Annotated in this window: 17 protein-coding genes; 5 read left to right on the top strand and 12 right to left on the bottom strand. The window is 60.0% G+C overall.

Annotation, left to right across the window (positions count from 1 at the left end; all coding sequences use genetic code 11):
- Positions 1-4 precede the first annotated feature (4 nt).
- The 9 genes from ACFORG_RS16495 to ACFORG_RS16455 form a co-directional block, all read right to left on the bottom strand.
- Complete coding sequence (locus ACFORG_RS16495) at positions 5-484, bottom strand: YHS domain-containing (seleno)protein (RefSeq protein WP_386736608.1); 480 nt, start codon at positions 482-484, stop codon at positions 5-7.
- Between the two features lie 14 nt (positions 485-498).
- Positions 499-1,092: an ankyrin repeat domain-containing protein gene (locus ACFORG_RS16490; RefSeq protein WP_386736607.1), complete on the bottom strand. Its 594-nt coding sequence runs from the start codon at positions 1,090-1,092 to the stop codon at positions 499-501.
- Between the two features lie 337 nt (positions 1,093-1,429).
- A complete protein-coding gene (locus ACFORG_RS16485) occupies positions 1,430-2,560 on the bottom strand; it encodes a M20/M25/M40 family metallo-hydrolase (protein WP_386736606.1) in 1,131 nt (376 codons plus the stop codon).
- 5 nt (positions 2,561-2,565) lie between these two features.
- A complete protein-coding gene (locus ACFORG_RS16480; protein ID WP_386736605.1) occupies positions 2,566-3,735 on the bottom strand; it encodes a M20 aminoacylase family protein in 1,170 nt (389 codons plus the stop codon).
- A 3-nt stretch (positions 3,736-3,738) separates the two neighbouring features.
- Positions 3,739-5,382, bottom strand: coding sequence for an ABC transporter ATP-binding protein (locus ACFORG_RS16475; RefSeq protein WP_386736604.1), 1,644 nt, complete (start codon positions 5,380-5,382; stop codon positions 3,739-3,741).
- A gap of 10 nt (positions 5,383-5,392) precedes the next feature.
- Positions 5,393-6,295 carry an ABC transporter permease gene (locus ACFORG_RS16470; RefSeq protein WP_386736603.1) on the bottom strand — a complete coding sequence of 301 codons (903 nt, stop codon included), beginning with the start codon at positions 6,293-6,295 and terminating at the stop codon, positions 5,393-5,395.
- On the bottom strand, positions 6,295-7,236 hold the full coding sequence (locus ACFORG_RS16465; RefSeq protein WP_386736602.1) for an ABC transporter permease: 942 nt from the start codon (positions 7,234-7,236) through the stop codon (positions 6,295-6,297). The genes ACFORG_RS16470 and ACFORG_RS16465 overlap by 1 nt, the downstream gene beginning before the upstream one ends.
- A gap of 78 nt (positions 7,237-7,314) precedes the next feature.
- Complete coding sequence (locus ACFORG_RS16460) at positions 7,315-8,910, bottom strand: ABC transporter substrate-binding protein (protein WP_386736601.1); 1,596 nt, start codon at positions 8,908-8,910, stop codon at positions 7,315-7,317.
- A 146-nt stretch (positions 8,911-9,056) separates the two neighbouring features.
- Positions 9,057-10,511, bottom strand: a complete 1,455-nt coding sequence (locus ACFORG_RS16455) for a M81 family metallopeptidase (protein ID WP_386736600.1) — start codon at positions 10,509-10,511, stop codon at positions 9,057-9,059.
- 191 nt (positions 10,512-10,702) lie between these two features.
- On the opposite strand from ACFORG_RS16455, the gene ACFORG_RS16450 reads away from it, so the two are divergent.
- On the top strand, positions 10,703-12,997 hold the full coding sequence (locus ACFORG_RS16450) for a penicillin acylase family protein (protein ID WP_386736599.1): 2,295 nt from the start codon (positions 10,703-10,705) through the stop codon (positions 12,995-12,997).
- A gap of 182 nt (positions 12,998-13,179) precedes the next feature.
- On the opposite strand, the gene ACFORG_RS16445 is transcribed toward ACFORG_RS16450, so the two are convergent.
- From ACFORG_RS16445 to ACFORG_RS16435, 3 genes are read right to left on the bottom strand one after another with little or no spacing between them, the layout of a single operon-like run.
- A complete protein-coding gene (locus ACFORG_RS16445) occupies positions 13,180-14,736 on the bottom strand; it encodes an acyl-CoA dehydrogenase family protein (RefSeq protein WP_386736598.1) in 1,557 nt (518 codons plus the stop codon).
- A 2-nt stretch (positions 14,737-14,738) separates the two neighbouring features.
- Entirely contained in the window at positions 14,739-15,917 is a 1,179-nt protein-coding gene (locus ACFORG_RS16440; RefSeq protein WP_386736597.1) for a cytochrome P450, read from the bottom strand.
- A complete protein-coding gene (locus ACFORG_RS16435; protein ID WP_386736596.1) occupies positions 15,910-16,800 on the bottom strand; it encodes an amidohydrolase family protein in 891 nt (296 codons plus the stop codon). Before ACFORG_RS16435 ends, ACFORG_RS16440 begins: the two co-directional genes overlap by 8 nt.
- Positions 16,801-16,883: 83 nt before the next feature.
- On the opposite strand from ACFORG_RS16435, the gene ACFORG_RS16430 reads away from it, so the two are divergent.
- The 4 genes from ACFORG_RS16430 (at position 16,884) to ACFORG_RS16415 (ending at position 20,711) form a co-directional block, all read left to right on the top strand.
- On the top strand, positions 16,884-17,666 hold the full coding sequence (locus ACFORG_RS16430; protein WP_386736595.1) for a crotonase/enoyl-CoA hydratase family protein: 783 nt from the start codon (positions 16,884-16,886) through the stop codon (positions 17,664-17,666).
- 51 nt (positions 17,667-17,717) lie between these two features.
- On the top strand, positions 17,718-18,755 hold the full coding sequence (locus ACFORG_RS16425) for a TRAP transporter substrate-binding protein (RefSeq protein WP_386736594.1): 1,038 nt from the start codon (positions 17,718-17,720) through the stop codon (positions 18,753-18,755).
- A gap of 80 nt (positions 18,756-18,835) precedes the next feature.
- Positions 18,836-19,336: a TRAP transporter small permease gene (locus ACFORG_RS16420; RefSeq protein WP_386736593.1), complete on the top strand. Its 501-nt coding sequence runs from the start codon at positions 18,836-18,838 to the stop codon at positions 19,334-19,336.
- 46 nt (positions 19,337-19,382) lie between these two features.
- Positions 19,383-20,711, top strand: coding sequence for a TRAP transporter large permease (locus tag ACFORG_RS16415; RefSeq protein WP_386736592.1), 1,329 nt, complete (start codon positions 19,383-19,385; stop codon positions 20,709-20,711).
- The last annotated feature ends 23 nt before the right edge of the window (positions 20,712-20,734 follow it).

Raw genomic sequence — 20,734 nt, 5'->3', positions numbered from 1 at the left:
AGAGTCAGTTGGAATAATCCATCTCGGCGACAGGCTTTACCTCTTCCCAGTTGGCGTCCGCCTTGGCCAAGACGGCATCACCTCCGGGACCGTCGAGCATTTCAGCACCAGTCGGGTCGGAAATGAAATAGAGCTTCCCATCAATGATCCGCCATGAGTTTTCAGGGTCGATGTTTTCGGACGCATGGGTTCCCAGCCCTACGCCCAAAGCACAGTAGCCTCCATATTGAGGGGCGTATTTGACGGGATTGGCCCTGAATAGTTCAAGGTTCTTTGCGCTGTGAAAATGCCAAGGTGTATCGAGCCATTCATACGCAAAATCGCTGGAACCTTTGATCGCACGGCTTTCCGTGAAATAGGCGACGGTATCATAACCCTTGATCGCCACCTCCCCGAAAGGTCCAGTGTTTACCGGATCATCAGCGGCAGCGGCCGTTGCGGTAACTGCAAGGCAAAACCCTGCGAAGAATATACGAATATTCACGGCTTCAACCTCCCCTACTCACCAGCTTGCTCGCACGCACGATGAAATTCATCGCCGAACGCCTCCGGTGGCGGGCATCTGGCACCATGGTTTTTGAGCACTGAGACAACATCATAGCGTTTTCGAAACATTGCCCGGATCAAAACGGTGAACCCGCTCTTGTCCACGTTGCTGACATCCGCGCCCTCGGCGAGCAGGAGTTTCACGACGTCGATATGGCCCTCGTCGGCCGCCATGTAGATCGGCGTCTTTCCTGCGCGGTTCGTGTTGGCGTTGATATCCGCCCCATTGGCCATCAGTAGCCTTGCTACATCGATTTGACCGCCATAGGCCGCTGCGTGCAGGGGTGTGAACCCGCTACGATTGCGCGCCATGACATCGGCACCGGCGTCGACGAGAACAGCGGCGGTTTCCGACTTTCCGGCCAAAGCTGCCACGATCAATGGGGTGGCCGCGTTCGGCCCCCGTTCATCGACGGACGCACCGCTTTCCAAAAGGGCTCGGACGGTCGTTGTTTCACCCATTTCTGCTGCATCAAACAAAGGACCCGCATGAGCGGCCTTAAACAGAAACAACAGTCCCAGGAACTTGGCAACAATCCGCCACATGGATCGCTCTCCCCCAGTTCAGGGTACAACGAATGGACTGATCCGGCAACACCCCGGCTTTGGGAGCAAGAGGACGCTGATATCCGTGATTGCCCTGTGGCGGCTGCTGCAACAGCGTAGCGAACGGCCTCGACAAGCCAATCCGGTTACGGATTCTTACCGTCAGTTCTGCACGATAGCCGAAGGGTGATTTTAGACGACCGTACTTGAAATACATTAGTGACAATCGCATCGGCCCAAAGATACGGTAGGCGTCAACACTACATGGCTACAAACGTCTATGCGCCTCAAACCGCCTTGCGCCAGGTTCAATACGCCTTTCACATCATATCGTTGCCTATTCCAACCGAAGCAGAAGCCCCGCCATCAACCGGGCACGTTCGGGCAGGCTCGCAACCTCGATACGCTCGGTGAGCGTGTGGAGGCCTGCGCCCCGAACGCCCAGACCGTCCAGCGTTGCGATCCCCATCGCGCCCGTGAAATTCCCGTCCGAGCCACCACCAGCACTGGCGCAGGGTAGATCGAAACCGATCTCCCCGGCAATCTCGCGCGCAAGATCGTACATCTGCATCGTACCGGGTTGATCAGGCTTCCAGACGGGTCGCGTCACGCCACGCGTCACTTCGAAAACAACGTCATCGGCTTCGCCCGCGAGCGCAAGCATCCGCGTAACGCCATCATCCAGGTCTTCCTGACGTTTCGCCATGCTCAGCACTTCGGCATCGCAACTGGACGATACGCAGTTCACCCACTGACCTGCGTGGATCACACCGACGCTGAAGGTGCAGTCGGGACCGGTCATCGCCTCGATCTCGCCAATACGACGAGCCATCGCGGCAATGGCCGACCTGCCGTCGGCCAGACGGGCGCCGGCATGGCTGGGCCGCCCGACAGTGCGAAGATTGAACCGCGCAATGGCGTACCGACCGATCGTCACGCCGCCATCCGGATGAGCCGGTTCAGGAACCAGAACATAACGGTTGCGCGCGGCCTCGGCCTCGATCAATTCCCGCGTCGATGGCGTGCCAACTTCCTCGTCAGGGGTGAAGAGGATCGTCACAGGCAAAGATGTCTGCAGCCCCGCGCGTTCGATCTGGCGCAGCGCTTCGACCGCGCAGAAATTGCCGCCTTTCATGTCCTGGATACCGGGGCCATAGCAGATATCCCCGTCAATGCGGAACGGCAGGTGGTTCAGCGTGCCGACGGGGTGCACCGTATCCATATGCCCCGCGATCAGGATCCCCGGCTCACCCGCCTTGGGATGCGGCAGTCGCACCCGCAAACTGTCACCGAAGCCCATCCGCCCCGGTATCCGTTCAACAACTCCCATCTGCGACAAGTCATAAGCAGCTAGGCTCATCATTCGGTTGACCGCGGCGGCATCAAAAGTTGGGCTTTCGCATTCGACCCAGGGTTTCAGCCCCGCCAGCATCACATCCGTGTCAAAAGGGAGGTCGAGATATGACATGGCGATCACGCGGCAGGCGCCAGCCGGCGCTCCACGATCCGGGCGAGGATCGAAGCACCCACAGGCAGAATACCGGGGTCAAGAACGTAACCTGGATTGTGAACCGGTACCGTGCCGAGATGGCCCAATGTGCAATATGCACCCGGCACCACACGCAGCATGTCGGCAAAGTCTTCCGAGCCTGTCACCGGTTCGGCGCGTTCGATCACGTTGTCCTCGCCAACGATGTCGCTCGCGGCCTCCATGTATGCATCTGACAAGTCTGCGTCGTTCTTCAGGACATTGAAAATGTTACGTAACTCGAGCCGGATCTCCACGTCGAATGCTGCCGCGATTCCATCGCATAGCGCCTGCATCCGGGCCTCTGCCAGGGCGCAGACGTCATCCTTGAAATAGCGTATCGTGCCGGCCAGCGTCGCTGTGTCCGGCACCACGTTGTAAGCCGATCCTGAATGGATCTGCGTTACCGACACGACGCATGCATCGAGAGGTGCCACGTTGCGCGATACGATCGTCTGGATCTGTCCGACAAGGGCGCTGGCGACGATTAGAGGATCACGACTGTCCTGCGGCATGGCACCATGGCTGCCCTTGCCCTTGATGTGGATATCAAAAAAGCTGGCTCCGGCCATCGCCGCGCCTTTCACGATGCCGAATTTGCCCGGCTCGCCGTTCGGCCAGTTGTGCATACCGTAAACCTCATCACAAGGAAACCGTTCGAAAAGACCGTCGGCAAGCATGCCGCGCGCACCTCCAAGCCCCTCTTCGGCAGGCTGGAAGATCAGCACGGCAGTGCCTGAAAAATCGCGGGTTTTGGCCAGATGCTTGGCCGCACCCAACAGCATGGTCGTATGGCCGTCATGCCCGCAGGCATGCATGACGCCCGGACTGGTCGAAGCATAGTCGAGACCGGTTTCCTCGTGGATCGGCAAGGCGTCCATATCGGCGCGCAACCCGACCCGGCGATTGCCGTCGCCCTTGCCGCGGATCAGCGCGACGACGCCGGTCTGCCCGACCCCCTCATGTACTTCATCGACGCCATAATCGCGCAGCTTTTCGGCTACGATGGCGGCCGTGCGCGTCTCGGTAAACCCGATTTCAGGATGCGCGTGCAGATCCTTGAAGATGGCTTCAAGCTCGCTCCGGCTTTCATCGATGACGGGCAATGTATTCATTTCTCAACTCCCTTGAACGGCGGCTGCTTCGATCTCCGCCCCGAACGTCATGCCTTGGCCGGGGGCCGCTTCCAACAAAAGGCGTGTATAAGCATGCTGCGGGTCCTGGTAGACCCGCCGCGTTGGCCCCTGCTCTACGACCACACCTTTCTGCATCACGATCAGCCGATCACAGATCTGTGCCGCAACGCGCAGATCATGGGTAATGAACAGCATGGCCAGATTGTACCTGACCCGGATATCGTCCAGCAGTTCCAGAACTTGCGCCTGCACCGAAACATCAAGCGCTGACACGGCCTCGTCCGCGATCAGGACCTCTGGTTCAACTGCCAGAGCCCGGGCGATGCAAATCCTTTGCCTCTGCCCACCGGAAAACTGGTGCGGATAGCGTTCTAGCGCGTCACCAGACAGGCCCACAAGCTCCATCAGATCGCGCGCGGACTGCGTCGCCTGCTCCTGCGAGATGCCGTAATTCATCGGTGCCTCAATGAGAGATTGACCGATCGTGCGGCGCGGGTTGAGTGATCGATAGGGATCCTGAAAAACGATCTGGATCTTTCGGCGGTGCGGGTGAAGCTGACCTTGGGACAGCGTCGCAATTTCGGTCCCGTGCAGGTTGATCGAGCCCGAGGTCGGATCGATCAGCCGTGCGATACAACGTGCAACGGTGGACTTGCCCGAGCCGCTTTCACCAACGATGCCCAGCGTCTCACCCTTGCGCACTTCAAGATCTACATCCTGCACCGCATGTACGATGCGGTCCTTCGACAGCCAGCCGGTCCGTCCATAAATCTTGTTCAGCGCCGACACTTCCACCGCCCGTTCGCTCGTCTTGGCGCTGCGTTCGGGTGGCGTCATCGACGGGACAGACTGCATGAGCATCTGCGTATAGCGTTCTTTGGGTCGCCGCAGCACAGCGTCCCGATCCCCCGCCTCGACGATGCGCCCATGTTGCATGACCACAATGCGGTCGGCGATTTCCGCCACGACGCCAAAATCATGGGTGATGAACAACACGCCAGTGCCGCGCCGCTCCTGCATCTCCTTGATCAGTTTGAGGATCTGAGCTTGCGTGGTTACATCCAAAGCGGTTGTCGGCTCGTCCGCAATCAACAAAGATGGGTCCAGCACCAGTGCCATCGCGATCATGATGCGCTGTCGTTGTCCGCCCGAAAGTTGATGCGGAAAGGCATCCACCATCTTCTCCGGGTCCGGCAGATGCACGGCATCCATGATCTCGATCGCGCGTTGGCGGCGCTCTGCTGCCGACATCGTGGTATGAATTTCCAGAACCTCGGCAATCTGTTCGCCCACCCGCGTCACGGGGTTGAGCGCCGTCATCGGCTCCTGAAAGATCATCGCCATGCGGGTACCCCGCAAGTCGCGCAGACGGCCTTTGTCAGCCTTCAGAGTGTCTTCGCCTTCCAACAGGGTCTGGCCCGCGGTCGGCCTCAACGCATTGGGCAAAAGCCCCATGACCGCTGACGCGGTGACAGACTTGCCCGACCCGCTTTCACCTACAACGCACACGATCTCGCCCGGAGCGACGGTGATGCTTATGCCTTCAACGGCATTGGGTCGGTCAGCGTTGGACGGCAAGCTGACGGTCAGCCCATCGACCTCAAGAACGTAGTTCTGCTCTGTCATGCGTTCGGCCTCATACCCGTTTCGCAAATCGCGGATCGAGCGTATCGCGCAAGCCGTCGCCCAACATGTTCACCGCCAGAACGGTGATCGCAAGGATGATCCCCGGGTAAAGAATGTTATGCGGATAGAGTTGGAACACCGCCCTCCCTTCGGCCATGATGTTGCCCCAGGTGGGGATCTCCGGCGGGATGCCGATGCCCAGAAAGCTCAAGATCGCCTCCACGATGATTGCGGATGCGACGATGAAAGTTCCCTGGACGATCAGCGGCGCAATCGTGTTAGGCAGAACGTGCCGGACCAACAAGGTCGGCGTTCGCGTGCCTGCTGTTATCGCCGCCTCGACATAGGGTTCCTCGCGGATCGACAGCACGATGGACCTGACAAGCCGCACAACTCGTGGCACCTCCGGCACCACGATCGCGATGATCACGCTAAGCAAACCGGCACTGAAGAGCGAGACGACCGCGATGGCAAGAAGGATGGCCGGGATCGCCATCAGCCCATCCATTACCCGCATGATGATCCCGTCAAGCCAGCGGACGTAACCTGCGAGCACGCCAATCGCCATGCCGATCACGATGGCGATGGTCGCAACTGACAAGCCAACGATCAAGGAGATGCGCGCGCCATAGATGATGCGGCTATAGACATCACGTCCCAGCGTGTCCGATCCCAGCTTGTATTCAACCGCCACCTTCTGCCCGGTCTCGCGGTCACGTACGGTTGTCTCGTAACCGGGCGGCTGGTTGCGGTCTTTCGGCGAAATGGCAGAGGGGTCACGCGTGCCAAGCGCAGGCGCAAGCAAGGCCATCAACACGACAATCAGAACCAGCGCTCCACCGACAAGAACGGATGAGTTCTGAAACATCCGGCGCAGGGTCTGCCGGGCGGGAGAGATCGCAGCGGCTGACATCAGTAGCGGATCCTTGGGTCTAGCAGCGTATAGCTGACATCGATGACGAGGTTGATCAGAACGTAGATCAGGGAGAATAGCAGGATAACCGCCTGGATCGTGGGAAAGTCGCGGGCCAGCACCGCCTCGACCGTCAGAAGGCCCAAGCCGGGGATGGTGAACACTGATTCCGTCACCACCACACCCCCGATAAGCACCGCAAAGGACAACCCGATCACGGTCACGATCGGCACCGCTGCATTTCGCAGGGCGTGACGCATCAGAACACGGGTTTCAGTCTGGCCCTTGGCACGCGCCGTTCGAACGTAGTCCTCTCCCAAGACCTCCAGCACGCTGGTACGGGTCATTCGGGCGATGAAAGCCACAAACACGACTGACAACGCGCAGGAAGGAAGGATCAGCCGGTATAGCCAACCGCCCAAGCCCTCGCTCATGCGCTGGTAGCCCTGGACCGGCAGCCAACCGAGTTGGATCGAGAAAAGATAAATCAACGCATAGCCGATCACGAAGACGGGCAGCGAAAAGCCCAGCACGGAAAAGCCCATGATCCCCCGGTCGATCCAGCTGCCCTGCTTGTAGGCGGCGAGCGTGCCGAGCGGCACCGCGATCGACACGGTAAGGATGATCGTCAGGATCGACAGCGACAACGTCGGCTCCAAACGCGCCGAGATCAGCTCGCTGACATCTTTCTTGTAGAAAAAGCTCTCACCGAAATCGCCCTGTGCGATGTTGCCGATCCAAACGAAAAACTGGCTGATGATCGGCTTGTCGAGACCCAGGTTCTCGCGAATTTCGGCAACCTGTTCGTCATTGGCATAGTCGCCCGCGATGATCGTCGCCGGGTCGCCTGGGGTCAGGCGCAGCAACAGAAAGATGAAGATGGCAACCAGCAGCATGACCGGTATGGTCGCGATCACGCGGCGCAGGAGGTAAGATACCATGCCGGATCACCCAATCGTCAGTAGTGAGAGAGGTCCGGCGGCGCAAGCAAGCACGCCGCCGGAGGTCTGATACCGCGATCAGTCCTTCGAGATGTTCCAGAACGTGGCCGCGCCTGTCGGCAGCACCCCGGAGACATTGTTTTGCATCGCCGCACGGCCGGTCCACTGACCCAGGTGAATATGGGTCGGGTAGTCATACCATGCCTGCTGAACCTGATCGACGATCTGCTTTTGCTCCTCGACAGACGTGGCGCGGGCAAAAGCGTCACGCAGTTCTTCGATCTTGTCATCGCATGGCCAGCCAAAGAGAGCTGTTTCGCAGCTGGAGTTCAGGAAGGCCGATGCCACAGGATTGAAGAGGTCGCCCGTGGTCCAGGACGTGATGAAGGCATTCCACCCGCCATCTGCCGGTGCGTCCTGCTTTGAACGACGTGCCACCAGTGTCTGCCAGTCCATTGACTGCATGTCGACGTTCAGACCCACAGCTTCCATCAGATCCTTGGCGACGGGCGCAAGGTTGGTCAGAACGGCAAGGTCTGTCGAGTGCATCAGCAGGATCGGCTCACCATCATAGCCCGACTCCGCGATAAGCTCGCGCGCCTTTTCAAAGTTCGACTCCAAGATGCCATCCATCCCGGCGGTCGACTCAAACGGCATGCCGCATCCAAACAGCGCCTTGCAGAGCTGGTAATACTCCGGATCGCCCACGACGGCCTGCACGAAATCCTCCTGGTTGAAGGCGTAGAGCAGAGCCTGGCGCATCTTCGGATTGTCGAACGGCGGGTGCAGGACGTTGAAGCGGAAGGTGAACTGGTTCCCCGACGGGTTGAAATCGTCAATGGTCAGGTTCGGATCATCCGTCACGAGCGGCAAGAGATCGTGAGGGACTGCTTCGATATAGTCGATCTCACCCGCTTTCAGCGCGTTAACCGCCTGCTGGTGATCGCGGATCGGCAGCCATTCGACACGGTCGACCTTGGCGACCTTGCCCCCTGCGAGGCCCGATGCGGGTTCAGCGCGCGGCATGTAATCGTCGAACTTTTCGTAAACGATCTTGGTGCCCGGCTCCCAGAGGTCTTCGCGGAAAACGAAGGGACCCGAGCCGGTGTAATCCGCGATCTGCTCCGAGGATGGCGTATTTGCCACGCGTTCGGGCATCATGAACGGTACGTTGGAACTTGGCTTTGCCAGTGCCAGCGTCACGAGGCCGGTCGGAGAATTCAGCTTGAACGTGATGGTCTTGTCGTCCGTCGCTTCGAGCGATGAGACAAAGCTCATCATTTTCTGACCCATGGCGTCTTTCGACCCCCAACGGTTGATCGACGCAACGCAGTCCGCCGCAGTTACCGCGGCGCCGTCGTGCCAGGTCAGCCCGTCGCGCAGTGTCATCGTCACGGTCAGACCATCATCAGACGTGGTCACAGTGTCGACCATCTGAGGTTGAACGTTGCCCTCCGCATCCAGTGCGAAAAGCGTGTCATAAACCATGTATCCATGGTTGCGGCTGATGTAGGCGGTCGTCCAGATCGGATCGAGGATTTTCAGGTCGGAATGCGGCACGGCCGTCAGGACAGTCTCCGCCTGAGCGGCAGGCCCCGAAAAGGCCACCCCAAGGCTGAGAACCATCGCACCGACGGCGCTCCGCAGAGCACCGCGTCGAGATGAGTTGAACATTAATGTCTCCCAGTCGGTTATTGGCGCAACTTCTGTGCGCCTGACCAACTATTCGAAATCAATCCGGACCTGTCAAACGATGAAGTTGTCAAATCAACGAAATTATTGACCCAACGTCATCCAAACAGGCACCTGCGCTGCGGATTTCAGCGCGCTGAAAACGGGTCGGCCACCTTGGGCCAGTAGTTCGGATCCCGTTTCGTGTAAGGAATGTTTGCGTAATCCGGCGTGATCGCACCGGGGCCGGAGATATAGACAACCTCTGCCGCGATCGGAGCAAATCCCGCATGGAAATGCTGCGACGATTTCACGACGATCAAGCGCATCCGGGACAGATCAACTCCCAGATCGGTAAAGCACATCGGATGAAAGGCCTGTGTCCTGCGGTCGCTGACAACGATATGCACACCCTCTTTCTCAAGCCAAACGCCAGTGCCCATCGGCATCTGCCCTTCGCCCATCTTCTGGGTCATGTTTTCCCGCACGCCCCGAACGGTCACCATCAGATCCAGCGGATCTCCCGACATAGCGCCGATCTTGCCGCCCAGCCTTACCTGCATGCGCGCGCCCACGCCCGCATCCTGGCACATCCGCACAACGACCGGATCCCAGAAGATGCCGATGGCCACGTTGCGCAACCCGCGCTCAAGAATGTCGCGCAACACAAAGGTCGAGTCCGCCGGCGCACCCCCTCCGGCATTGTCGGCGAAGTCAGCCAGCACAACGGGTGTCGCATTGGCCGCCACCGCGTGATCGACTGCTTCGGGGATTGACGGCCAGTCGACATAGATCTCGTCCCGCAGACTCCACAGCTTCTCGCCGAACTCACGCGCCACGGCCTCCGCCCCTGCCGCATCACCATCGGTGATGGCCAGCATCCGCGCACCGACACGCGCGCAATCCCCCCAAGGGAATCCGTGGGTGAGCGAGAGCGACAAAACACCGCCATGGCCTTCGCGCGCCTGCATGTCGTCGACGAAACCACGCATCGGGGCGCGTGTGGTATGAAACATCGCGATCATTCGGCAGTCATAGTCGCGCATCACAGGCCTTATCTTGCCCTCCGCAGTATCTGCGGCCAGAGCAAAAAGTTCCTGCGCCCGCAAATGCCCGTCAGTATGCGGATACTCCTTGTAAGACACGATCAGGTCGGCGGCCTCCAGCATATCAGCAGTGAGATGGTTGTGCGGGTCTATCTCCAGCCCGATCACTGCGCCCTTGCCAAGGATCGAGCGCGCCCGCTTGAGCGTGTCACCCTCGCAATCGTCGTACCCTTCGGCAATCATTGCACCATGCATGGAAAGAAGCAGGATGTCGGGCCGCGCGGCCTCGATATCGGCGAGGATCTCGTCCCGATAGGCTTCGTAGGTTTCGCGGATCGTGGGCCCGGCAGGCTGAGCAAAGGCAGAAAGACTTTCGATCACTTCCCAGCCCCGTGCCTCGGCCAAGCGACGCCATTCATGCTGAGGAGCCGAGAACAGGTTTGGCGCTTCTTGCGTCGCCTTCCGGCTGACAAAGCTGTCCTCAAAGGCCAACCGCCCGGTTGGAATAGGGGAAAAGCTGTTGGTTTCGGTCGCAAGTCCCGCGATCAGTACTTTCATGCCGGGCTCCTTCTGACGAATGAGTTTCGGGTACGCGAGGGCCAAGGCGCCCTTCACGTGCCGGCAGCTTTGCATGACCTCCGGGAAAATCAATGCCGCACTTGCGGGTAATGGAACTCGTCCGCTCTTGTCGGGACCGGCCCGCCTGCGGCAGACTTGCACCGGACAATTGCGCATTCAGGGAATGACAGATGGCGAACTTTGATCTGAGCGGCCTGCGTGCGCCCGCAAGCATTCACGTTGACCGGTGGGGTCTTCCGCATATCCGCGCCCAATCGGTTCACGACGCATTTTTCACGCAAGGCTTCAACGCCGCGCGTGACCGGCTCTGGCAAATAGATCTTTGGCGAAAGCGCGGCCTGGGGCGGCTGGCAGCCGATTTTGGCCCAGGCTACCTGATGCAGGATCGCGCGGCGCGTCTGTTTCTCTATCGTGGTCCGATGGAGGCCGAGTGGTCCGCCTATTGCGAAGACACGCAGGAGACTTGCACCGCTTTCGCGAATGGCATCAACGCTGCGATCGACGAGGTCATCGCAGGGCGTATGCCTCTTCCAGAGGAATTCGATCGAATGAGCACGGCGCCCGAACACTGGGCGCCCGAGGATGTAGTGCGTATCCGCACGCATTGCCTCGTGCGCAACGCGGCCTCGGAACTGGCGCGCGCGAAGGTTCTCGCACGGGCCGATGCCGAAACCGATCTTTTGCGCGCGCCGCTCAATCCATCGGTGGATCCGGCAGAGTGGCAGCTCAACGCAGGCTCGGACCTTCCCGCCGACGCGCTCGCCGTCCTCGATCTGGCCATGGCACCGGTCAGCTTCTCGCCTGAACGACTGGCCGCATCTTTGGAGGACGCGCCTCGCTGGTCGCAGGTCAACGCCGCCAAAACCGTGATCCGGTCGATCGCCATCGAAGGTTCGAACAACTGGGTCATTTCCGGCAGGCACACAGCATCCGGGCGTCCCATCATGGCAAGCGACCCGCACCGCGCCCATGCCGCCCCGTCGCTGCGCTACATGGTGCATATGACCGCCCCCGGGCTCGACATCATCGGCGCGGGCGAGCCATCATCTCCCGGCATAATGGCAGGTCACAACGGTCATGCCGCCTTTAGCCTGACGATCTTCTGCGCCGATCAGGAAGATGTCATGGTCTATGATACCGACCCGGACCGCCCTGACCACTACCGCTATCAGGACAGGTGGGAAGAGATGCGCAGCGAGACGGAGAGCTTCGAAGTGCGCGGCCATCCCGATCAGGTACTGGACCTGTCTTTCACCCGCCACGGGCCCGTGGTTTGGCGGGACGCAAACCGCGCCGTTGCCGTTCGCACCGTATTTTCCGAGCCAGGCACAGCCCCGTATCTGGCCAGCCTTGCGACCATGCGCGCGCGGAGTTTCGATCAATTCAAGCAAGACGCCACGCGCTGGGGCGCGCCCACTGTAAACCTTGTCTATGCGGACACCGACGGCGATTTCGGCTGGCAGGCTGCAGGCTTTGTGCCTCGTCGAACAGGCTGGCGCGGCCTGGTTCCCGCCGCAGGTGACGGGCGCTTTGAATGGCAGGGGTTCATCACGGCCGCCGACCTGCCCTGCCTCGACGCGCCCGAGGCGGGCTTCGTGTGTTCCGCGAACGAGATGAACCTGCCCGAAGAATGGCCCGCTGACGTGACGGTGGGCCATGAGTGGTTCGAAGACTTGCGTGCCGCCCGCATTGCCGAAGCGCTTGCCGCGGGTTCTGGCGGGCACGACGTGGCCAGCAGCTGCGCCTTGCAGACAGATACGTTTTCTCCCTTCGCGCCGCGCCTGATCGCGCTTTTGCCCGACGATGTCACCGGAGCCGATATACTGCGCGACTGGGATGGAAGATCCCAAGCACAATCCGCGCCCGCGTTGCTTTTTGAGCTCTGGCTTTCCTCGCACCTGCGCCCCGCACTACTGAAGCGTATCGCACCAGACGACGCATTGCGCCGCTACCTCGTTCCGGGAAACATCCCGGTGATCACCGCATTGCTCGAAGGCCAACACCCCAAACTGACCGATCGCGCAGGGCTTTCGACACAGGCAGACCGCGAGGCGTTTCTGTCGGACACGTTGCGGCGCGCTCATGAAGAAGCCAAAGCTCGCTTTGGCCCCGCGGAAAACTGGGCGTGGGGCCAATTGCATCAAGGTTACTTCGATCATGCGCTGCCAGAGCTTTCTCTTGGGCCCTGGCCAAAAGGAGGAAGCAGCACATCCATTATGCTGGCGCACTACGAAGCGTCCGACTACCGCGTCCGCGTCGGTGCCTCGGTGCGCATGGTCATTGATGTCGGTGCCTGGGATAACAGCGTCTGGATTAACGCGCCCGGCCAGTCGGGGCTACAAGGCACATCACATCTGGACGATCTCGCACCGCTCTGGGCAGAGGGCCAATACGTCCCGCTCGCCTACAGCCAAATCGCGGTTGATGCCGTGACCGAAGAGATTATCACTCTGTCACCTGCCTGAGCAGAGCCATCAAACAGCCCAGGTTGACGAGAGCCAGTGCGAGGTTTGGCAAGCCTCGTATGGGAAGGGATAGAAGCATGGCCCGCGGGACAAACCCTTCACTTTGCCAAGCGAATGGTCGCATCCCGGCCATTGAACGATGTCGAACCAATATCGAAAAAGCTTGTGCTCGTCGGACGACGCTACGAATTCACCCTGTCGGGCTCAACCTTGGTTCGCCTGGCAGTCCCAAGTCTGGCAAGCGTGTGCCGACGCATGGCATCTGGGTGCAGATCAGCAACCTTTCGGATTTTTTGCCAGATCGCGTTTTCAAACAATGCGGCAGACGCCTCATAAAACGCTCTGGCCCAGGGGCTCGGATCCTTGGACCCTTGCAACAGACGTCTGAGATGACGCCATGCGTCGAGGAGTTCGGGATCCGGTACACCTTCAGTCAACGTCGATACCAGCGCTTCAAACGCATCGGCCCCTCCGCCGGGTCGCAGGCCCCGGGTCACAAGGCCCTTGGTGTGAATGCCGTTGGCGCCTTCATAGATCGCGCAAATACGGGCATCGCGCCAGATCTGCTCCATCCCGTATTCCGTCAAATAGCCGTATCCCCCCATGATCTGCATTCCCAGATCGGCGGCACGGATACCGGCCTCGGAACCGTAGACCTTGCAAAGCGATGTCAGGAACTCGGCCAACGCAGGATCGGCGCCAAGCTCCATCTCGACCAGCGAGACGTGGCACATTGCGCGCGAGGTCAGAGCGAGGACCTCCTGCTCGTCCAGCATCCGCCGGACATCGGCATGATCGGACAGTACCGCGGGCGCGCCGGCAGCGTTGCGGCCTTGCTTGCGGTCCTGCGCATAGGCTTCCGCAATCCGGGCTGCCCTTGCAGCATGCGCCACCCCCTGCAGTGCTACATCGATACGGGCATGGTTCATCATCGTGAACATGGCGGCAAGTCCAGCGCCCTCCTCGCCGATCAATTCGGCCGCGGCCCCGTCAAAAAGCACCTGGCAGGTCGGCGAAGCATGCAGGCCCAGTTTTCTTTCGATGCGGGTTACCTTTGCAGCGGGCTGTCGCCGGCAAAGAAACAGCGACAATCCCCGAAGACCAACGTCGCTTGTCCGCGCAAGAACGAGGTGCAGTATCTCCTCGGACAGATCCTGATCACCACCTGAGATAAAGATCTTTTCCCCGTTCAGCCGCCAGCCATCGCCGTCCCACGTGGCCCTCGTGCGGATCGCCGAAAGGTCCGATCCTGCGGCCGGTTCCGTCAGGCACATGGTCGACAACGCCGTGCCGCTGGCCAGCCGTGAAATCCAGTGGTCCTGTTGTGCCAAGCTGCCAAAACGCAAAAGCGTGGCGATGGCACCCGGCACCAGGTTGCAGACCATCTGCAAGGAATGATTGGCCCCGGAAAACACCTCGGACACCCCAGCCGCGACCAGCGCTGGCATGGCCATACCGCCAAAAGCCTCGGGGGCGGTCAAACCCTGCCAGCCGCCCTGTGCCAATTGGTTGTAAGCTTCGCGGAAACCGTCTGGCATCCGCACATGACCATTCTCCAGCGTCGCGCCCTGGGCATCGCCTGTGGCATTTAGTGGGGCGATCACACCCTCCGCGAACTGGCTGAAATGGCCAAGGATATCTGCGGTCGCTTCGGAATCCCAGGCACCCACACGCGAAGCCCCCGCCACATGCGCGAGCGAAAACAGGATATCGTCGGTGGGCGCCTTGAAAGGGATCATGTTCAGTTCAGCAAAACGGGTATGGTGGTCGGGCCACGAAACCCGAAACCGCGCCAGATCACGGCATCCGGATCAGGCAGCGACATGTTGGGAAATCGATCGAACAGCATGGGCAACATCACCTGCCCCACCGCACGGCGCGCGACATGGGTGCCCTGACAGAAATGCGGGCCATTGCCAAAACTCTGATGTTGTACCTTTTCGCGATAGACGTCGAACACTTCTCCGTCGTCGAAGAGATCCTCGTCGCGGTTGGCGCTGGCCTGTATTGTCATCACGGTGTCGCCCTTGGGGATCAGGCAGCCGCGAATTTCAGTGTCTTCCATCACCAGCCGCGACGAGGCGGAAATGGGCGCAACCCAGCGCACGCCCTCTTCAAAAGCCTTGTCCCAGTCATCTTGCCGTTTGACTTCTTCCAACTGGTCGGGGTTGCTCAGCAGGCCGAACAAGGTCGTATTTAGCGCGTCGCGGGGCTCGTTGATGCCGCCACCGATAGCGATTTTGATGTTGGCATAGATCTGTTTTTCCGGGATCGGGTCGTCGGCATTGAGCATCACGGAAAAAGCCGAATTGTTCGGCACAGCCCGGTGCCGTTCCTGTAGACTGTCGAGCAGTGCATGAATGCCTTCGTTCGCCCGATCCGCACGTTCAAACGGCTCATCCCGCCAGCCAAAGTTACCTGCGCCTTCGATCAGCGCCTGGCTCCATTCCATCATCTCTTCGTCGCGGGCTTCTTCGATCCCCAGAAGGACCGCAAGCCCGCGCGCAGCATAGGCACCGGACAGGACGGCAAAAAGATCCACCACTTCACCGCGCGGCAGCCTTCCCACGTAGTCTCTGGCGATCTTCTGGTAGCGTGGCATCCATTCGCCGGTGATGACCTTGGGCGAGAATGCCGGGGCCATGGCCATCCGCTCCCGCTTGTGTGCCTCGCCGTCCTTGCGCATCAAGGTATGAGCCCAGAACGCGCGCTTCATGGGCGTATTGGGATCATCGGCGCTAAACAGTTCCGGGGTGTCCTTGACGTATTTCGTGTCCGCCGCCTTGGTCAACAATGTTCGCCCGGTGGCTTTTACCCGGCAGACCGGTGCCTTGGCGCGCAGGCGGCGATAAATCGGAAATGGATCACGGTCGAGCGCGTCGAGAGTGATCTCGTGATCAATCGGGGCAAGCTCAGGCATCGGCCTCCCCCAGAAGGCGCAGCGCGTTTTCCTTCAGGATCAAGGGGCGCACCTCGTCCTTGAAGGGGGCTTTCTCGAAATCGGCCAGCCACCGGTCCGGCGTGATCGCGGGCCAGTCCGAACCAAACAGCATCTTCTTCTTCAGGATCGAGTTTGCGTAGCGAATGAAGGTCTCGGGAAAGTATTTGGGCGACCAGCCCGACATGTCGTAATAGACGTTCGGTTTGTGCTGTGCGACGGCGAGTCCCTCTTCAGTCCAGGGAAATGACGGGTGCGCAAGTATGATTTTCATATCCGGGAAATCGACCGCGACATCATCCAGATGCATCGGGTTGGAATACTTCAGCCGCATCCCCATACCGCCACGCATTCCAGATCCAACGCCCGTTTGCCCGGTGTGAAACAGCGTGATGACATCTTCTTCGGCACAGGCCTCGAGCACCGTGTAGCAGGCATCGCGATCATTGGGAAAAAAGCCCTGCATGGTCGGATGGAACTTGAACCCGCGCACCCCGAAGTCGCGCACCAGCCGCTTGACCTCGCGCGCCCCGGCCTTGCCCTTGTGCGGATCGATTGAGGCAAACGGAATAAGGATATCGTCGTTTTCGGCGCAAAGCTCCGCCACCTCTTCGTTCGAGTAGCGCTTGAACCCCGTCTCGCGTTCGGCATCGACGGGGAAAATGACCGCAGCGATATTGCGTTCCCGGTAATATGCAGCGGTATCCTGAACAGTCGGCAACATACCTTCGGCACCGGCAGGGTTCTTGAAATAGGCCGCCATTCCCGCCTGGAACTCATTGTACCCGTCATCCCGTCCGTGGTTGCAGGGCTCCTCTGCATGCGTGTGAAAGTCGATGGCTTTGACAGTGCTGAAATCGATCACGGCGTTCCTCCCTTGAAAAATTGCTATACAGAAAAACCGTTACATAGTAAAACAATTTTGAGAGTCATACAAAGGCGAGCAAGATGGCAGACGGATCACAGCAGGGAAAAGTGACGCGCATCGATATCGAAGGCGACATTGCAACCATCACTTTTGACCGCCCTGACAAGCGCAACGCCATGAATGACAAGCTCGTCGCGGAGCTTGACGCGTTCTTCTCGGCTCCGCCCGAGGGTGTGAATGCAGCTATACTGCGTGGCGCAGGCGGGCATTTCTGCGCGGGCCTTGATCTGGCCGAGCATGAACACCGCGAGCCGATCGAGGGGGTATTTCATTCCCGGAACTGGCATCGCGTGTCCGACCTGATCGAATTTGGGCGGTTACCGGTAATCTCGGTACTTACCGGGGCGGTTATTGGTGGCGGGCTGGAAATCGCTGCCTCTACCCATGTACGCATCGCGGAGCCGGATGTGCGCTTCCAGCTGCCCGAAGGACGGCGCGGCATCTTTGTGGGGGGTGGCGCAACTGTACGCGTGGGCCGACTGATCGGCGCGGACCGAATGCGCGAAATGATGTTGACCGGGCGCAACTATGGTGCCGACGAAGGTCTCGCCCTTGGACTTGCGCATTACAGCGTTGGCAAGGATGAAGGCTTGCCCCTCGCCCGTGAGTTGGCGCGCAAGATCGCCGATAACGCGCCTTTCTCCAACTACCTGATGATGCAGGCCATCTCGCGTATTCAGGATATGCCACGATCCGAGGGGCTGTTCACCGAAAGCCTCGCTGCGGCGATGTCGCAGACATCGGACGGCGCCAAGGAAGGCCTGCGCGCCTTTCTGGAGAAGCGGCCGCCAAAGTTCAGGTAACCGCCCGGTACGGGGCTGGAAACAACCGAATGTCACATCAGGGAGGATGACATGAACAAACGCAACTTCATCAAGACGACCCTGTCAGGGTTCGTCGCCGCCGCGGCACTTGGCGGCGCGGCCATGGCGCAAGAGGTCACACTGCGCCTTCACCAGTTCCTGCCACCGCCCGCTCCTGTACCGGCGCAGATTCTCAAGCCGTGGGGCGAGAACGTGAAAGAGGCCTCGGGCGGGCGGATCGAAATCCAGCATTTCGATGCAATGTCCCTGGGAGGGCGTCCGCCCGAGCTGATGGACCAGGCACGCGATGGCGTTGTCGATCTGGCGATGACCGTCGTGGGCTATACCCCGGGACGTTTTCCGCGCACCGAGGTGTTCGAACTGCCGTTCATGATGACCGACCCGGTCGCCACGGCCAAAGCCTATTGGGAGATGGTCGAAACCGATTGGCAGAGCAACGAATACGCCGACGTCAAGGTTCTGGGCGCATGGGTGCACGGGCCAGGCCTGATACATACCCAAGACGGCGTCACCTCGCTTGACGACATGAAAGGCCTGACTTTGCGCGGCCCGACCCGGATCATCAATGATCTGCTCTCCGAACTGGGGGCCGAACCTGTGGGGATGCCGTTGCCCGCCATTCCCGAGGCGATCTCGAAAGGGGTGGTGAAGGGTACCGTTATCCCGTGGGAGGTCACGACGGCAATTCGCCTGTCGGAACTTGTCGGAAACCATACCGAGTTTTCGGGCGATGAGGCGCTTTACACCGCCGCGATCGTACTAGTGATGAACAAGGCCAAGTATGAGGCGCTGCCCGACGATCTGCGGGCGATCTTGGACGCGGAATCCGGCGCCAAGCTTTCGGCCTTTGCTACTCAGGTGATGTGGGACATGGACGCCCCAGCCCGCGAAATCGCGGTCAATGCCGGCAACAGCATCGCCACGCTGGACGAGGCAGAGGTCGCCCGGTGGAAAGACGCAGCCCAACCCGTGATCGAGCGTTGGATTGCCGACATGGATGCCAAGGGCATCGACGGTGCGGCGCTGATTGATCAGGCACGCTCACTGATCCAAAAACACGGCGGCTGAGCCGCCGACAATGCCTGGAGAGGCGCAACTGCGCCTCTCCGCGACTGTTGTTGGGAGGCAGAAAGCAGATGTATCGCGCATTGAGCAAAATCATCGAAACGCTTGCCGTGACCCTCGCCATCGCGGGCGGCCTTGTGCTGTTGGCGATCGTCGCCCTGACCTGTATCTCGATCATCGGCCGGGCGCTTGTGCCGCTCGACATCGGCGTCGGTCCGATCCGGGGCATCTATGACATGACCGAGATCGGAATGGCTGCGGCCATCTTTGCCTTTCTGCCCTGGGCGCAATTCAGGGACGCCCACGCGAGGGTGGATCTGTTTCAATCGGCGATGGCAGACGGGATGATCCGCATCTTTGACCTGCTGTTCAACCTTGCGATGTTCGTCGTGGCAACGGTAGGCACGTATCGCCTCTTTCTCGGGATGCAGGACAAACTATCCTACGGCGAAACCACCCTCATCGCGCAGATCCCGGTATGGCAGGGATATACCGCAGCGCTCGTGGGCGGCATCGGGTTCGTCGTGGTTGCGGCCTTCTGCATCCTACGCTCCGTCCGGCGGATCGTCGGCCTGCCAGCCTGACATCCCCGATGTTTCACTTGTCGCTTTTTGCCACGAGGATCTGGCCATGACCAATATTGAACTTGCAATCTGGTCCTTTCCTGTCCTGCTCGTTCTGGTGTTCCTGCGCATGCCGATCGCCTTGGCAATGATCGGGGTAGGCGTCGGCGGCACATGGTTGGTAATCGGCACGCCGATGATGACGCTCAACCAGCTAAAGACGCTGACCTACGGCACATTCTCGAATTACTCGTTCTCGATCATTCCCCTGTTTTTGTTGATGGGCCAGTTTGCCACCCTGTCGGGCATGTCGGCCGCGTTGTTCCGTGCTGCCGAGGGCTTCCTGGGTCATCGCAAGGGTGGCGTGGCGATGTCGGCGGTCGGGGCCTGTGCCGGGTTCGGAGCGATTTGCGGATCGTCGCTTGCAACCGCTGCCACCATGGGCCAAGTCGCTCTGCCCGAACTGAAACGCTACGGCTACCCCGGTTCACTGGCCACCGGTGCGCTGGCGGCCGGGGGCACGCTCGGCATCCTGATCCCGCCTTCCGTGATACTTGTCATCTACGCGATCCTTGCTGAGCAGAATATCGAAAAGCTGTTTGTCGCCGCGCTTCTTCCCGGAGTTCTCGCAGCCATCGGCTATATGCTGGCGATCTCGGTCTGGGTTCGAGTCTCACCTAATAGTGCCGCGGTGCGTGACCGCGTGCCATGGTCCGAACGCCTTCTCATGCTGGGCAAAGTGTGGCCAGTGGTAACGATCTTTGTTGTGGTCGTCGGCGGCATCTACTCCGGCATCTTCACCCCGACCGAAGCCGCGGCCGTCGGCGCGGCAGGCACCGGCATTGCAGCGATCGCATCGCGGCAGATGAACTGGTCCAAGCTGAAAGAGGCCATCCTCGCCACGGCGGCATCCTCTGCAATGATCTTTCTGATCGTTCTCGGCGCAGGTATTTACAACAGCTTCTTGTCGCTTACCCAACTGCCCCAAACCGCATCGAGCTGGGTCGGCGATCAGGGTTTTTCGCCGTGGTTGATCCTGACCATCGTGCTGATCATGTATCTTATCTTTGGCTGCGTGATGGACTCGCTCTCGATGGTGCTGCTGACCGTACCGATCATCTTCCCGATCATGTCGGCACTGGATTTCGGGATGAGCGCGAATGATTTCGGCCTGTGGTTCGGTATTCTCGTCCTGATCGTGGTGGAGGTCGGGCTCATTACGCCACCAGTGGGCATGAACCTGTTCATCATCAATTCGATGGACCGCGAGACACCCATTGGCCAGACCTACAAGGGTGCCCTGCCCTTCGTGATCACAGACATGATCCGCGTTGTGATCCTTGCCAGTTTCCCGGCGATTACGCTTTGGCTGGTCTGGATCATCGACGCACTCTGACGAAACCGCCTTCTCCGGGCTGC

Source organism: Lutimaribacter marinistellae, from assembly GCF_042648365.1.
Taxonomy (GTDB): Bacteria; Pseudomonadota; Alphaproteobacteria; order Rhodobacterales; family Rhodobacteraceae; genus Lutimaribacter_A; species Lutimaribacter_A marinistellae.
Note: the sequence above shows the minus strand (reverse complement) of the source record. Positions and strands in the feature narration are given on the sequence as shown.

What these genes read in the sequence shown, in the direction of transcription:
- ACFORG_RS16490 (WP_386736607.1), bottom strand. Translation starts at nt 1,092, where the DNA reads ATGTGGCGGATTGTTGCCAAGTTCCTGGGACTGTTGTTTCTGTTTAAG.
- ACFORG_RS16485 (WP_386736606.1), bottom strand. Translation starts at nt 2,560, where the DNA reads ATGTCATATCTCGACCTCCCTTTTGACACGGATGTGATGCTGGCGGGG.
- ACFORG_RS16480 (WP_386736605.1), bottom strand. Translation starts at nt 3,735, where the DNA reads ATGAATACATTGCCCGTCATCGATGAAAGCCGGAGCGAGCTTGAAGCC.
- ACFORG_RS16475 (WP_386736604.1), bottom strand. Translation starts at nt 5,382, where the DNA reads ATGACAGAGCAGAACTACGTTCTTGAGGTCGATGGGCTGACCGTCAGC.
- ACFORG_RS16470 (WP_386736603.1), bottom strand. Translation starts at nt 6,295, where the DNA reads ATGTCAGCCGCTGCGATCTCTCCCGCCCGGCAGACCCTGCGCCGGATG.
- ACFORG_RS16465 (WP_386736602.1), bottom strand. Translation starts at nt 7,236, where the DNA reads ATGGTATCTTACCTCCTGCGCCGCGTGATCGCGACCATACCGGTCATG.
- ACFORG_RS16460 (WP_386736601.1), bottom strand. Translation starts at nt 8,910, where the DNA reads ATGTTCAACTCATCTCGACGCGGTGCTCTGCGGAGCGCCGTCGGTGCG.
- ACFORG_RS16455 (WP_386736600.1), bottom strand. Translation starts at nt 10,511, where the DNA reads ATGAAAGTACTGATCGCGGGACTTGCGACCGAAACCAACAGCTTTTCC.
- ACFORG_RS16450 (WP_386736599.1), top strand. Translation starts at nt 10,703, where the DNA reads ATGGCGAACTTTGATCTGAGCGGCCTGCGTGCGCCCGCAAGCATTCAC.
- ACFORG_RS16445 (WP_386736598.1), bottom strand. Translation starts at nt 14,736, where the DNA reads ATGATCCCTTTCAAGGCGCCCACCGACGATATCCTGTTTTCGCTCGCG.
- ACFORG_RS16440 (WP_386736597.1), bottom strand. Translation starts at nt 15,917, where the DNA reads ATGCCTGAGCTTGCCCCGATTGATCACGAGATCACTCTCGACGCGCTC.
- ACFORG_RS16430 (WP_386736595.1), top strand. Translation starts at nt 16,884, where the DNA reads ATGGCAGACGGATCACAGCAGGGAAAAGTGACGCGCATCGATATCGAA.
- ACFORG_RS16425 (WP_386736594.1), top strand. Translation starts at nt 17,718, where the DNA reads ATGAACAAACGCAACTTCATCAAGACGACCCTGTCAGGGTTCGTCGCC.
- ACFORG_RS16415 (WP_386736592.1), top strand. Translation starts at nt 19,383, where the DNA reads ATGACCAATATTGAACTTGCAATCTGGTCCTTTCCTGTCCTGCTCGTT.